General features: G+C 61.4%; 12 protein-coding genes. 10 read left to right on the top strand and 2 right to left on the bottom strand.

The features are described 5' to 3' along the window. The 6 genes from GSM73_RS27210 to yghX form a co-directional block, all read left to right on the top strand. Positions 1–790: aldehyde dehydrogenase family protein (locus GSM73_RS27210; RefSeq protein ID WP_256676833.1), on the top strand; the 790-nt coding region annotated here is incomplete at its 5' end. Between the two features lie 237 nt (positions 791–1,027). Further along, entirely contained in the window at positions 1,028–1,099 is a 72-nt protein-coding gene (pqqA, locus tag GSM73_RS10975) for a pyrroloquinoline quinone precursor peptide PqqA (protein ID WP_003243383.1), read from the top strand. 113 nt (positions 1,100–1,212) lie between these two features. Next, positions 1,213–2,376: an alcohol dehydrogenase-like regulatory protein ErcA gene (gene ercA / locus GSM73_RS10980; RefSeq protein ID WP_076385145.1), complete on the top strand. Its 1,164-nt coding sequence runs from the start codon at positions 1,213–1,215 to the stop codon at positions 2,374–2,376. Further along, a complete protein-coding gene (locus GSM73_RS10985; RefSeq protein WP_047229924.1) occupies positions 2,360–3,730 on the top strand; it encodes a hybrid sensor histidine kinase/response regulator in 1,371 nt (456 codons plus the stop codon). The genes ercA and GSM73_RS10985 overlap by 17 nt, the downstream gene beginning before the upstream one ends. A 485-nt stretch (positions 3,731–4,215) precedes the next feature. After that, positions 4,216–5,859, top strand: coding sequence for a malate dehydrogenase (quinone) (mqo, locus tag GSM73_RS10990; protein ID WP_047229923.1), 1,644 nt, complete (start codon positions 4,216–4,218; stop codon positions 5,857–5,859). Between the two features lie 91 nt (positions 5,860–5,950). Next, positions 5,951–6,841 (top strand): YghX family hydrolase, encoded by an 891-nt coding sequence (gene yghX, locus GSM73_RS10995; RefSeq protein WP_160892512.1) that lies wholly within the window; start codon positions 5,951–5,953, stop codon positions 6,839–6,841. 15 nt (positions 6,842–6,856) lie between these two features. Here yghX and GSM73_RS11000 read toward each other — a convergent pair whose 3' ends face one another. Beyond that, a complete protein-coding gene (locus tag GSM73_RS11000) occupies positions 6,857–8,344 on the bottom strand; it encodes an aldehyde dehydrogenase family protein (RefSeq protein ID WP_139050444.1) in 1,488 nt (495 codons plus the stop codon). A 213-nt stretch (positions 8,345–8,557) separates the two neighbouring features. Here GSM73_RS11000 and GSM73_RS28085 point away from each other — a divergent pair, with 213 nt between their 5' ends. Next, positions 8,558–9,529 carry a methyl-accepting chemotaxis protein gene (locus GSM73_RS28085; protein ID WP_160892514.1) on the top strand — a complete coding sequence of 324 codons (972 nt, stop codon included), beginning with the start codon at positions 8,558–8,560 and terminating at the stop codon, positions 9,527–9,529. Positions 9,530–9,568: 39 nt separating this feature from the next. Here GSM73_RS28085 and GSM73_RS11010 read toward each other — a convergent pair whose 3' ends face one another. Next, entirely contained in the window at positions 9,569–10,897 is a 1,329-nt protein-coding gene (locus tag GSM73_RS11010; RefSeq protein WP_160892546.1) for an alginate export family protein, read from the bottom strand. 292 nt (positions 10,898–11,189) lie between these two features. Here GSM73_RS11010 and GSM73_RS11015 point away from each other — a divergent pair, with 292 nt between their 5' ends. From GSM73_RS11015 to feaR, 3 genes are all read left to right on the top strand, one after another. Continuing rightward, a complete protein-coding gene (locus GSM73_RS11015; RefSeq protein WP_160892516.1) occupies positions 11,190–12,689 on the top strand; it encodes an APC family permease in 1,500 nt (499 codons plus the stop codon). Further along, complete coding sequence (locus GSM73_RS11020) at positions 12,634–13,254, top strand: DUF3156 family protein (protein ID WP_160892518.1); 621 nt, start codon at positions 12,634–12,636, stop codon at positions 13,252–13,254. The genes GSM73_RS11015 and GSM73_RS11020 overlap by 56 nt, the downstream gene beginning before the upstream one ends. A gap of 123 nt (positions 13,255–13,377) precedes the next feature. Beyond that, positions 13,378–14,340, top strand: a complete 963-nt coding sequence (gene feaR, locus GSM73_RS11025) for a transcriptional regulator FeaR (protein WP_047229917.1) — start codon at positions 13,378–13,380, stop codon at positions 14,338–14,340. Positions 14,341–14,441 lie beyond the last annotated feature (101 nt).

The raw sequence follows: 14,441 nt of genomic DNA on the forward strand, positions 1-14,441 counted from the left end.
GGGCTCGCACATCATGAAATGCGCCGCCGAGAACATCATCCCGTCCACCGTGGAGCTGGGCGGCAAGTCGCCGAACATCTTCTTCGAAGACATCATGCAGGCCGAGCCGGCGTTCATCGAAAAGGCCGCCGAAGGCCTGGTGCTGGCGTTCTTCAACCAGGGCGAAGTCTGCACCTGCCCATCACGGGCGCTGGTGCAGGAGTCGATCTACGCGCCGTTCATGGCCGAGGTCATGAAGAAGATCGCCAAGATCAAGCGCGGCAATCCGCTGGATACCGAAACCATGGTCGGCGCCCAGGCGTCCCAGCAGCAGTACGACAAGATTCTTTCGTACCTGGACATCGCCCGGGAGGAGGGCGCCGAGCTGCTCACGGGCGGCGCGGCGGAACATCTTGAAGGGGATTTGTCGAGCGGCTATTACATCCAGCCGACCCTGCTCAAGGGCCACAACAAGATGCGCGTGTTCCAGGAAGAGATCTTCGGCCCGGTGGTAGGCGTGACCACGTTCAAGGATGAAGCCGAAGCCCTGGCGATTGCCAACGACACCGAGTTCGGCCTCGGCGCCGGTCTCTGGACCCGTGACATCAATCGCGCCTACCGCATGGGTCGGGCAATCAAGGCCGGGCGTGTCTGGACCAACTGCTACCACCTGTACCCGGCCCACGCCGCGTTCGGTGGCTACAAGAAGTCTGGCGTGGGTCGTGAAACCCACAAGATGATGCTCGACCATTACCAGCAGACCAAGAACCTGCTGGTGAGCTACGACGTTAATCCGTTGGGCTTCTTCTAACCCAGAACCCCCCCTGTGGGAGCGAGCCTGCTCGCGATAGCGGTAGATCATTCAACCTCTATGTTGAATGTTCCGGCGTCATCGCGAGCAGGCTCGCTCCCACATTTGGATTTGTGTGATTGCAGCATTGCTACCAACGCACCCCACCCACCGCTTCGAAAGTAGCATTCGAACGCCGGGTACAGCGTGCATTAATGACGTTGCCGGAATGGCCCGGTACAAGAAGAGGAAAGACCCATGTGGACTAAACCCGCGTACACCGACCTGCGTATAGGCTTTGAAGTGACGATGTACTTCGCCAACCGATGAGCGCTGGCCCGGCCTGAGATGTTCAGGCCGGGCTACCCATTTGGTCTGATTGCAATCACGGTGGGATGCTTTAGGCTCAGGGTATTCCCGGAACAATAAGAACAGGCTTACCGATGAGCCAGAGTCTCAGCCCGCTGCGCAAGTTCGTTTCACCTGAAATCATGTTTGGCGCCGGTTGCCGGCACAATGTCGGCAATTACGCCAAGACGTTCGGCGCACGCAAGGTGCTGATCGTCACCGATCCCGGCGTGATCGCCGCAGGATGGGTCGCCGACGTCGAGGCCAGCCTCCAGGCCCAGGCCATCGATTACTGCATCTACAGTGCCGTCTCGCCCAATCCCCGGGTCGAAGAAGTCATGCTCGGGGCCGAGCTGTACCGGGAAAACCACTGCGATGTCATCGTCGCGGTCGGTGGCGGCAGCCCCATGGATTGCGGTAAAGGCATCGGCATCGTCGTTGCCCATGGTCGCAATATCCTGGAATTCGAAGGCGTGGACACCTTGCACGTGCCCAGCCCACCGTTGATCCTGATTCCCACCACCGCCGGCACCTCGGCGGACGTGTCGCAGTTCGTGATCATTTCCAACCAGCAAGAGCGCATGAAGTTTTCCATCGTCAGCAAGGCCGCGGTGCCGGACGTGTCGCTGATCGACCCGGAAACGACCCTGAGCATGGACCCGTTCCTGTCCGCCTGCACCGGCATCGATGCGCTGGTGCATGCCATCGAGGCGTTTGTATCCACCGGCCACGGCCCGCTCACCGACCCCCATGCGCTGGAGGCCATGCGGCTGATCAACAGCAATCTGGTGCAGATGATCGCCAACCCGGCGGATGTCGCCCTGCGGGAAAAGATCATGCTGGGCAGCATGCAGGCCGGCCTGGCGTTCTCCAACGCGATTCTCGGTGCGGTGCACGCGATGTCCCACAGCCTGGGCGGGTTCCTGGATTTGCCCCATGGCTTGTGCAACGCGGTGCTGGTGGAGCATGTGGTGGCGTTCAACTACAACTCGGCCCCCGAGCGTTTCAAGGTGATTGCCCAGACGCTGGGTATCGATTGCCGGGGCCTCAATCACCGGCAGATCCGCACCCGGCTGGTGGAACACCTGATTGCCCTCAAACGCACCATCGGCTTTCACGAAACCCTGGGGCTGCACGGGGTGAGCACTTCGGATATTCCGTTCCTGTCGCAACATGCGATGCATGATCCGTGCATTCTCACCAATCCTCGGGAGTCGAGCCAGCGGGATGTCGAGGTCGTCTATGGCGAAGCCCTCTGACGAACAGCAAAAAGCCCTGGCCGGGCTGCTGGGACTGGGCAATCACTCCACGCGCAAGAGCCACTATCCGGAACTGGCCGCGCGCCTTGATGAGCTGGAACAGGCTCGGCAACACCTGCAACAGCTCAACGATCAGTTGGAACAGCGGGTGGCCGAACGTACCGACGCGCTGCTGGAGGCCAACCGCAACCTGCAACAACAGATCACCCAACGCGAGCTGATCGAACAACAACTGCGCGACGCTCGGGACGCTGCGCAGGCGGCCAACCGCAGCAAGGACAAATACCTGGCCGCCGCCAGCCATGACCTGCTGCAACCACTCAACGCCGCACGCTTACTGATCGCCACATTACGCGAACGCTCGCTGCCCACCTCCGAACACGTGCTGGTGGAGCGTACCCACCAGGCGCTCGAAGGGGCGGAGGACCTGCTCACCGACCTGCTGGACATCTCCCGGCTGGACCAGGCTGCAGTCAGGCCGGACCTGGCGCCGTATCGGCTGGATGAGTTGCTCGCGCCGCTGGCTTCGGAGTTTCAATCGGTGGCTGGCGCTGCCGGCTTGGAGCTACGGGTACGTTTCGGCGACGAAACAGTGATGACCGACCTGCGGCTGATGACCCGGATCTTGCGCAACCTGCTCAGCAATGCCTGTCGCTACACCGCTCAGGGCGGCATCCTGTTGGCCGCGCGGCGTCGGGGCGAGCGGTTGAGCCTGGAGGTCTGGGACACGGGGCGCGGTATTGCCGCCGACTGCCTGGAGTCGATCTTCCTGGAGTTCAACCAGCTGGACGTAGGTCGCGCTGCCGATCGCAAGGGGGTCGGCCTGGGTTTGGCGATTGTCGAGCGTATCGCCCACATTCTCGGTTATCGGGTCCAGGTACGTTCCCGCCCGGGGCGCGGTTCGGTATTCAGCATCGAGGTGCCGTTGTCTGCTGAAAGACTGCTGCCCATGGCCCAGATGCCCGCCCAGGCCGTCGCCGGTAACCCGCTGCCTGGCCGCCGTCTGCTGGTCATCGACAATGAGCTGAGCATTTTGCAAAGCATGGCCGCGCTGCTGGGGCAGTGGGGGTGTGACGTGTTGACCGCCACGGACGAGGCGGGTGCCTTTGACGTGCTGCAAGGCCGCGCGCCGGAACTGATCCTGGCGGATTTCCACCTGGATCATGGCGTCGTCGGGTGCGAAGTGGTCAAGCACTTGCGCGAGCATTTTCAACAGACGATCCCGGCGGTGATCATCACCGCCGATCGCAGCGACCAGTGCCGCCGCGCCTTGCGCAAACTCAATGCGCCACTGCTCAACAAACCGGTCAAGCCCGGCAAATTGCGGGCGGTGTTGAGTCAGTTGCTCGGGTAGCGGGTGGAGAGGTGACGCCAGATTTCACCAACAATCCCTTGTGGGAGCGAGCCTGCTCGCGATAGCACTGGGTCAGCTTGCATCACTGTCTAATGCGCCACCGCCATCGCGAGCAGGCTCGCTCCCACATTTTTCAGCCAGTGCGCCATCAAAACGCCGTCATTTGGTCGGTGTTTATGCCTTGAATGAAAAAAGAGGCTTCGGTCTGTTTAGTTCATTCTGTAAACTCCCCCCGCTGCGACAATCGGGCGCGGCCATGTCTGGCCCGATTACAAGCGTTTTGCAGTGTCCCTCACCCAGCTGAAGCCAAGACCTACAAGAAGTCAGCGCCGGAGAGACATAAAAGCGAGGCCGATGATTCTCGGCCCCTGTAGGTCCGTCCTCCAGTCCCGTCTCGACCCCAGTCATGCCGTATGCCGGCCATGGCGTGGTCTATCCTTGCAGGACTGGTGGGCGGAATGGCGTTCTACCCTAGGGATACACACATGTTGAAGAGAACACACACGGCGCTGCTGGGCCTGGCGATGGCGATGGGTCTTGCGACCACGCACGCCGCCGAGGCAAAAAAAGTGGATGTCCTGCTCATTGGTGGCGGCATCATGAGCTCGACACTCGGCGTTTGGCTCAATGAGCTGGAACCGGACTGGACCATGGAAATGGTCGAGCGCCTGGACGGTGTTGCCCAAGAGAGTTCCAACGGCTGGAACAACGCCGGTACCGGCCACTCCGCGCTGGCCGAGCTGAACTACACGCCCGAAGACAAGAATGGCAAGGTCGAAATCGCCAAGGCCATCGAGATCAACGAAGCGTTCCAGGTTTCCCGTCAGTTCTGGGCCTGGCAGGTCAAGAACGGCGTGCTGAAGAACCCGCGCTCGTTCATCAACTCCACCCCGCACATGAGCTTTGTCTGGGGTGAGGACAACATCGCGTTCCTGAAGAAGCGCTACGAAGCCCTTCAGGCCAGCCCGTTGTTCGCCGGCATGCAGTACTCCGAAGATCGCGAGCAGATCAACAAGTGGGTACCGCTGATGATGCAAGGGCGTGATCCGAGCCAGAAAGTCGCGGCCACCTGGAGTCCCTTGGGCACCGACGTGAATTTCGGCGAAATCACCCGTCAGTTTGCTGCTCACCTGCAAACCAAACCGAACTTCTCCCTCAAGCTGTCCAGCGAAGTGCAGGACATCACCCGCAACGAAGACGGCACCTGGCGCGTTGCGTACAAGAACCTGAAGGACGGTAGCGAAACCGAGACCGACGCCAAGTTCGTGTTCATCGGCGCTGGCGGCGGTGCCTTGCACCTGCTGCAGGAAGCCGACATCCCCGAAGCCCGTGAATACGCCGGCTTCCCGGTAGGCGGCTCGTTCCTGGTGACCGAGAACCCGACCGTCGCCCAGATGCACCTGGCCAAGGCCTACGGCAAGGCTTCGGTTGGCGCACCGCCGATGTCGGTTCCGCACCTGGACACCCGCGTGCTCGACGGCAAGCGTGTGATTCTGTTTGGCCCGTTCGCCACTTTCTCCACCAAGTTCCTGAAGAACGGTTCGTACTTTGACCTGCTGACCAGCACCACCACCCACAACGTGTGGCCGATGACCAAGGTGGGTATCGAACAGTACCCGCTGGTTGAATACCTGGCCGGCCAGTTGATGCAGTCGGACGAAGATCGCTTCAACGCCCTGAAGGAATACTTCCCGGACGCCAAGCAGCAAGACTGGCGCCTGTGGCAGGCCGGCCAGCGCGTGCAGATCATCAAGCGTGATGAAGAGAAGGGCGGCGTTCTGAAACTGGGTACTGAAGTGGTCGCCTCCCAGGACGGCAGCATCGCCGCTCTGCTGGGTGCTTCGCCAGGTGCCTCGACTGCTGCGCCGATCATGCTGACGGTGCTTGAGAAGGTCTTCAAGGACAAGGTCGCCACCCCGGCCTGGCAGGAAAAACTGCATCAGATCGTGCCAAGCTACGGCACCAAGCTCAACGAAAGCCCTGAGCGTGTGGCTCAGGAGTGGGCTTACACCAGCGAAGTCCTGCAGCTGGACACGCCACCGACGATCGGCCAGCAGCGCACCGCGCCTGCACCGACTGCGCCGGCCGCTGCCCCGCAAAGCAACCCGGCGGCCGACATGGCGCTGTAAACCGGACGTTGTCTGGTGAATAAAAAACGCCGCTCATCGAGCGGCGTTTTTTTTCGTCTATGATTTTTCGATCCCCGAAGAGGATCAAACCATGACTCGCCTGACCGCCAAGGACTTTGCCCCCGAACTGCTCGAGCTTTACGATTTTTACGCCCACGGCCAGATATCCCGAAGGATCTTCCTGGAGCGGGCCAGTCAGTTTGCGGTGGGCGGGCTGACGGCCGGCGCACTGCTGGCGTCGTTGAGCCCCAACTATGCCCAAGCGATGCAGGTGAACTTCACCGACCCGGATATCGTGGCGCAGTACATCACTTATCCCTCTCCCAACGGTCACGGTCAGGTGCGCGGCTATCTGGTCCGGCCAGCCAAGGCTAGCGGCCCGGTGCCCGGTGTGGTGGTCGCCCATGAGAACCGTGGCTTGAACCCCTATATCGAGGACGTCGCCCGGCGTGTGGCCAAGGCCGGTTTCGTGGCGCTGGCGCCGGACGGCCTGACCTCGGTGGGCGGGTATCCGGGTAACGATGACAAGGGGCGCGAGCTTCAGCAGCAGGTTGACCCCGAGAAGCTGATGAACGATTTTTTCGCTGCTGTTGAGTTTCTGATGAAACACGACGCCATTGGCGGCAAGAAAGTCGGCATCACCGGTTTCTGCTACGGCGGCGGGGTGGCCAATGCCGCCGCCGTGGCGTATCCCGAGCTCGGCGCGGCGGTGCCATTCTACGGGCGCGGGCCCAAACCTGAGGACGTGCAGCGAATCAAAGCACCGTTGCTGATCCACTACGCCGAACTCGACACCCGCATCAACGAAGGCTGGCCGGCCTATGAAGCAGCGCTCAAGGCCGGGAAGAAGACCTATCAGGCCTATATCTATCCGGGCGTCAACCATGGCTTCCACAACGACTCGACCCCGCGCTATGACGAAGCGGCTGCCGAACTGGCGTGGGGGCGCACCCTTGAGTGGTTCAAGCGTTACCTGGGGTGAGCGCCACGTCGCGGCTCAGTAGCGAATCATCACGGACTTGAGTTCCGTGTAGTCGTCGATGAAGGCGCTGCCGAACTCCCGGCCCATCCCCGAAGACTTGCTGCCGCCAAAGGGCACGGCCGGGTCGAGCAGGGTGTGCATGTTCACCCATACGGTGCCAGCTTCGATGGCGGGCACCATGCGCAGGGCCTTGCCCAGGTCATTGGTCCAGAGGCTGGCACTCAGGCCGAACGGCGTGTCGTTCATCAGCTCCAGCAGTTCTTCTTCACTGTCGTAAGGCAAGAACGTGGCGATCGGGCCGAAGGTCTCTTCGTGAAGCAAGGTATCGCTGCGACTGTTGGCAAGGATGATGGTCGGCTCGACATAACAGCCCGGTCCGTCGATCAACTTGCCGCCGTGAATGATGGTGTTGTCTTGCGCCCGGGCCTTGGCAAAGAACTCACCGAGTTTGCGCTGATGCTGGCGGTTGGTGACCGGGCCGAACTCGGTGGCTTCGTCCAGGGGCGAGCCGATATTGAGTTTGCTCAGGCGCTGGGCCAGTTTGTCCATGATCGGTTCAAGCTGCGAACGATGGACAAAGAACCGCTCGGCCGCGGCGCAGATTTGCCCTGAGTGCAGAAAACCCGCTTCGATGATGCCGTTGACCGCCACGTCCGCCGTCACGTCCGGCAGAAAACCCGCCGCATTCTTGCCGCCCAGTTCCAGTGTGGCACGGGTCAGCCCGGCGCCCATGGCGCTCTGGCCGACGGCGAGGCCGGTTGGCACGGAACCGGTGAACGAAACCTTGTTTGTGCCAGGGTGCTCGATCAACCCTTTGCCTACTTGACCACCGCCGGTCACCACGTTGAGGGCACCCGGTGGCAGGCCCGCGTCCATGGCCAGTTCGGCGATGCGCAGGATGGTCAGCGGCGTGAACTCGCTGGGTTTGATGATGATGCTGCAGCCGGTCACCAGTGCCGAGGCGAGTTTCCAGATGGCAATCATGGTGGAGAAGTTCCACGGCACGATGCCGACCACCACGCCCACCGGTTCGCGTAGCGTGAACGCGGTGTAGCGTTCACCGGCGAAGGAGGGCAGCGACGGGGTGATGGTCTGGCCGCTGATCTTGGTGGCCCAGCCGGCGTAATAACGCAAAAAATGCGCGGCCTGGTCGACCTCGAAAGCGCGGGATATCTGGATGATCTTGCCCGACTGGCAGGTTTCGATCTGCGCCAGTTCTTCGCGATGGCGCTCCAGTAGGTCCGCCAGCTTGAGCAGCACGTGACCGCGCACGGCCGGTGCCGCCGCAGACCACTGTTTGAATCCGCGCCGCGCCGACTCCACCGCCGCATCGATATCGCCTGGCGAGGCTTCGCTGACCTGTGCGATGACCTGGCCGGTGGCGGGGTTGACGACGTCCAGCGTCTGCGCGCTTTGGCTTTGGACATAACGACCGTCGATGAACAGCGCGTGGTGTCGGGCGAGAAAAGCTTCGACCTGAGGCAGCAGGGCAATATCGCTCATGAGGGTTTCCTGATCGCGGGCAAGGGAAAGTCTGGAGGTTAATCCCTGGGGGCCGATGCGGCTTGACTGTGCCTGCCGCGGGGTATGTCTGTGGCTGCCAGTTTCCGGGAGGGGCTGGCAGCCAGGAGCAAAAGCCATTGCAGCCATGTACAAGCCAGCGCGACCGGTTTGCGTTCAGATCAGTGTTTCGACTGACGGGCAAAGGGGCGGGCGATGTTTCTCCAGACCAACAAACAGAAGCTGGCGTTGATCGCGCAAATACAACGCGCATTGGCCGGAGAGGGCGGCGACGCCCCGATGCTGGAGGTGTATCCGTCACTGCGGGACTGTCTTGAGCAACACGCACGGCAGATGACGCAGGCAAGCGAAGACCTGCACAATGCCCAGGCACAGGTGAGCGAGCAGAGCGCGCGAGGCCGGCAACGTGAGCATGAACTTGAGGTGACTCGCCAGCAGTTGGAACAGACCCTGGAGCGCGAGCATCGGCTTGACGCACGCCTGGATGAACACCGCCAGCAGTTGCAGCAACTCCAGCAGCAAGCGCACATCTGGGAGCTGCTGCAATCGACCCTGACCGAAGGCTGCTGGGACATCACGGTGGTCAATGGCGATCTGCAACACCCCGCCAGCGCCATGCGTTTTTCCAGTCAGTTTCGCTCGCTGCTGGGCTACACCGCCGATGAGTTACCCGATGGCTGGGATGCCCAGGTCAGCATCACCCACCCTGACGACCTGCCAAAGATCATGGCGATTTTCGAGCGGGAAATCCTTGGCTCCCAGGGCAGCGGCGAGTACGTATTCGAATACCGGATGCGCCATAAGAGCCGGGATTACATCTGGTGTCGCGAGCGTGGTCGGGCGTTACGGGATTCGCACGCACGCCTGGTTCGGGTCATCGGTGCGGTGCGCGATATCAGCGATGAACGCTCGGCCCAATCCACCCACCAGCGCATGCTGGAGCAGAACCAAGTGACCTACGCCCAGATTGCCACCGTGGTGGGGGTGATCAAGGGCATCGCCGAGCAGACCAATCTGCTGGCCTTGAACGCCGCCATTGAAGCGGCCAGGGCGGGCGAGGTCGGGCGCGGTTTTTCCGTGGTGGCCGATGAGGTGCGCAAACTGGCAGAAAGCACTCGCCAGGCGACCCATCAGATCCAGACCATGTTGCATCAGCACAAACAATAATCCGCCCGGGAGCTGCCTTCGGGGCAGCTCCCGGTTGCTTCAGAATGGAAACGCTACCACCAGTTGGCTGTAGACATTGGTGCCGTTGCCATTCACTTGATTGCCGCCGTTGCTCGCGTCCTTTTCCGGCTTGTACAGACCCACCAGTGGCGTGACGATCAGGTGTTCGTTCACGGCCCATTCCACATACAGGTCCAGCTCCCGTCCATCGAGATTCAGCGCGTCGCGGGTGTGCAGGGTCTTGTAGTCGAAGAATAGCGCGCCGATAGTCACTGCCTCTGTTGGCTTGAGCTTGAGCCCCAGGTGCTGGACAGCGGTGTTGCTGTTGAACGGCCCGGAATAGTTGCCGGTGACTTCGCCCTGGAACCAGGTGCCATAGCCGCGACTCGTGCCGTTGAACATCGAGTCCCAGTCCTTGGAGTAGCGGCTGTAGCGATAGGTCAGGTCCGGGGACCAGGGCAGCTCAGCGAAGGTGTAGCCGGCTTCGGTGTACCAGGCTTTCTCCGGGCCCGCGTCCTTGTCCTGCCAGGCATATTCGAAGGCAAAGTGGGCATTGTCGATGCCGGCATTCCCCGCGCCCCGCAGGCTGTAGATGTCCATGCCTTCGCGCTGCTTCTGGAACTCGCTGGCGTAGCGATCATCGACGTCGATGCCATGGATGTAGGTCAGCCCCAGTGTGCCTGGTGCGGCGCTGTATTGCAGGGTACCGGCGGCCATTTCGGTATTGGCCTGGGCGCGGTTGTCGGACTTGATCCACATCAGGCTGCCGTGTACGCCTTCCTGGCCGCCCAGGCGCAGCACGGCGGTCTTGTCGAAGGCATGACGGGCCGCCAGGTAATAGGCGCCGCCGCGGTTGAACTCACCGTCGGCCACGCCTTTGCCCAGGTTCAGACCGTCGTCATTGATGATGAAACCATCGCCGAGGGTAATGACCTGGCGACCGTAGGACAGGTCGACGCCGTCCTTGCCCAGCGCCGGGAACAGGTCCCCTGAACGCCAGCCGGCAAACGCTTCATCGAACTTGGTGGTGCGTTCGGATCCGTCGCTCAGGCCCGCGGCATCTCCGTCGCCCCAGGTACCGGAGCTGACCAGATTGGCCGTCCCGTAGACGCTGCCCATGGCACCGAGTGTCTGGTCGATACTCAGGCCATACTTGATAAAACCCTCACGCCAACTTGAGCCGCCGCGGGTGCCGTCATAGTTCTTGCGACTATTGAACATCCCGTAGACCGCCAGGAAGTTGCCGGTAACCGTGGTGTCGTCGTCGGCGTAAAGCTCATAGGCCTGGGCCGACGAATCAGCCACCAGCAGGGCGATCCCAAGGCCGATGGCGTTGCGCAGCAAAGGTGTATTGCGGGTGTGCTCCATGGTGTTTTCCCCAGTGTGATAGGACATCAGAGCGCCCATTAAGGGGAGACCGGGGCAGGGAAGTCTTTTACCTGCCTGCCAGATAATTGATCCAGCCCGCCAAGGCGCGAGCGCTGGCAGGCAGCAACAAAACCGGCGGCAGACACGGGCAAGACGCTCGGGCCGAGGGCGGCGCACAGTGATCCTGCACGCGACGCCGTTTCGATCAGGGACTGGCTGGGGAAGGCTTGAGCGCCGGCTCCTGGACGGCAGTGGCATCCATACTAAAAATCCGCTTTCGAGGATCTTCACGATGTCGATCAATGACAGGCTCACCGAGCACTTGAACCGGGGTACGGTGGGCTTTCCCACCGCGTTGGCCAGCACCATTGGCCTGATCATGGCAAGCCCGGTGATTCTCACCGCCACCATGGGCTTCGGTATTGGCGGCAGCGCCTTTGCCGTGGCGATGTTGATCGCCGTGGTCATGATGCTGGCCCAGGCGACCACCTTCGCCGAAGCCGCCTCGATCCTGCCCACCACCGGCTCGGTCTACGACTACATCAACTGTGGCATGGGACGCTTTTTTGCAATCACCGGTACGCTGTCGGCCTACCTGATTGTCCATGTGTTCGCCGGGACTGCGGAAACGATCCTGGCCGGGGTCATGGCCCTGGTGAATTTCGAGCACCTCAACACCCTGGCCGAATCGGCGGGTGGCTCCTGGCTGTTGGGCGTAGGGTTCGTCGTGGTCTTCGGCGTGCTGAACGCGTTTGGTGTCAGCGCCTTCGGCCGGGCCGAGATCATCCTCACGTTCGGCATGTGGACGACCCTGATGGTGTTCGGCGTATTGGGCTTGATCGCCGCTCCGGCGGTGGAGCTGGAGGGGTGGTTTGGCGCATCCGTGGTGGGCACCGATCTGGTGACGGTGCTGTCGCTGGTGGGCATGGCCATGTTCATGTTTGTCGGTTGCGAGTTCGTCACGCCACTGGCGCCAGACCTGCGGCGCTCGGCCACGACCATGCCGCGGGCCATGATGCTGGGGTTGTTCGGCGTTGCCACGTGCATGTTCATTTATGGCGCGGCGATGAAGCGCCAGGTCGAAAATGTACTGCTCGATGCCAACAGCGGCGTGCACTTGCTGGACACGCCCATGGCGATTCCGCGATTCGCCGAGCAGGTCATGGGCGATATCGGTCCGATGTGGCTGGGGATCGGCTTCCTGTTTGCCGGAGCGGCGACCATCAACACCCTGATGGCCGGTGTGCCGCGGATTCTGTATGGCATGGCGGTGGATGGTGCGCTGCCGCGGTTTTTCACCTATCTGCACCCGCGTTTCAAGACCCCCGTGCTGTGCATCCTTGTGGCGATGCTGATTCCCTGTCTGCACGCGCTGTGGCTCGGCGGCAATACCGACAACATCATGCATCTGGTGCTGGCTGCAGTGTGTGCCTGGAGTTTTGCCTACCTGTTGGTGACCGTGTCGGTGATCAGCCTGCGGATCCGTCGTCCGGATCTGCCACGGGCCTATCGCTCACCGTTTTTCCCGCTGCCTCAGATCCTGTCCAGTGTCGGCATCGTCATCGGCATGTGGTTCATCACTCCACCAGGCATGAATCCGGCAGACATTTACGTTCCATTCGCGGTGATGCTCGGTGGCACTGCGGCCTACGCCTTGTTCTGGACCCTGGTGGTGCAGAAGGTCAATCCATTCAAGCCCGCGTCGGTGGAAGACGTGCTGGCCAAGGAGTTTTCCCATGAGCCAGGGCAACCTGTCAGCGAGTTTGACGAACGTGCTGCGAAGACTGTCTGAGCTGTTCAGTGCCCACCGCGCCCCGGTCGGTTATCGTCCCGGGGTGACGCTGGAACACTTGCGGCGCAACCTCGGGCTGGCGCGATTCGAGATGTCCGGCCCGGTGATGGCGATGGCCGTCACCGATGATGGTTGCTTGCAGGTGGAGATCGTCGAGCGCACCGAGTCGCAGTTGTTGATGCACCTGGTGATGACCGAGTTCGTGCTGCGCGTGCCTGCGTCGAGAGAGGGCACGGCACGCGTGGAACTGCACCATGGCGGGGCCGTGCGTCGCCAGGGTATTCGTTGTCGGCTCAAGGAAGGGGACAATCAGCTGTCGGCTCGTTTGAAGACGGCGATAGAGGGCGATCCGGCGCTGTACCAAGCCCTCATGCCGCTGGACTTCAAACGCCTGCGCATCGATCTGCAAGACCACCAGTGGTGCGTGCGGCTGGAGCACATGGGCGGCAGTGAGGTGGTGAATCGGATGCCGGCCTTTCGGCGCTACATTGCTTTGAGCCGCGAGCAACGGATTGCCTTGTGGGCGGTCTTGAGAGGCTTGCAAAGGGTGCTGGGAACACTCTGATTTGTGGGCTTTGCCCTGGCATCAATTGTGCTACTGCTCTGGCGATCAGGTACTTGTTGCGTGCATATAGATAACATGTTAACTATTGCCGTACAAAAACAATAAGCCACTGCGGAGAGCGCCATGAGCATGCATCAGGTTGGGCAAGACGGGCTGGAGACCTGGAACCGGGATCTGCGCGCGACTTGCGGCCATTTCGAGACGGAACTGGCCTTTAATCGCGCGCTGTTTATCGGTGAGGTGTCGAATTTCTTCCGTGGCGGTCTTTCCCTCGCCAACTTGCGTACCAACGCTGGCTGTATCAAGCGTCACTCGCCAAATCCCGACCACGATGACGACCAGGATTGCTTCCTGGTCAGTCAGCGCAGTGGATATTCGCGCATTACTCAGAACGGCCTGAGCATCCAGCTGGCGCCCGGCGAACTGCTATTGATGGATTCGGTGGGCTCGCTCGAGATCAGCCCGTTCGGCCTGATTGAACACGCGGTGTTGTCTCTGTCCCGCCAGGATGTGTCCAGGAAACTGGGCGGGGAAACCCGGACCTTCGGCAAGATCTCCTCGCGCAAGGCTTGTGGGCGCATGTTGCACGTCTTGATGGATCAGCTGTGCAAGGACACTCCCGACGGTGAGGGCGCCACAGGAGAAGGCGAAGCCTTGCAGAATGCGTTTGTTTCGCTGCTCGGTTCGGCCCTGGAGCAGGGCACCGGATCGGAGGATGACGGCGTTGCGTTGCAAGGCAGTCACTTGCGCAGTTATGTGCAGAAAGTCATCGACGAGTCCCTGACCCAGCCCGGCTTGAGCCCGGTGGGCCTGGCCAACCGTCTGAACATTTCGGTGCGACATCTGTACCGTTTATTCGAAGAACAGGATGACAGCGTCTGCCGCTACATCCAGCGGGCCCGGCTCAAGCGCAGCGCCGATGACCTGACCAATCCGTTCCTGCGGGACGAATCCATCACTTCGATCGCCTACAAATGGGGCTTCACCGATTCGGCCCATTTCAGCCGTTCGTTCAAGAAACAGTTCGAGCTATCGCCCAAGGAATTTCGTGCCAGCCATCTGCAACAGGTACAGGGGGTGGTTTGAGTGGTGGGCGCATTCAGGGTCGGCTCAAGCTGACCCACGGCTATCGCGAGCAGGCTCGCTCCCACAGTGGATGGGGGGAGGATGGGGCTGTGGGAGCAGGG

This window comes from Pseudomonas sp. PICF6 (genome assembly GCF_009831705.1).
GTDB lineage: Bacteria > Pseudomonadota > Gammaproteobacteria > Pseudomonadales > Pseudomonadaceae > Aquipseudomonas > Aquipseudomonas rhizophila.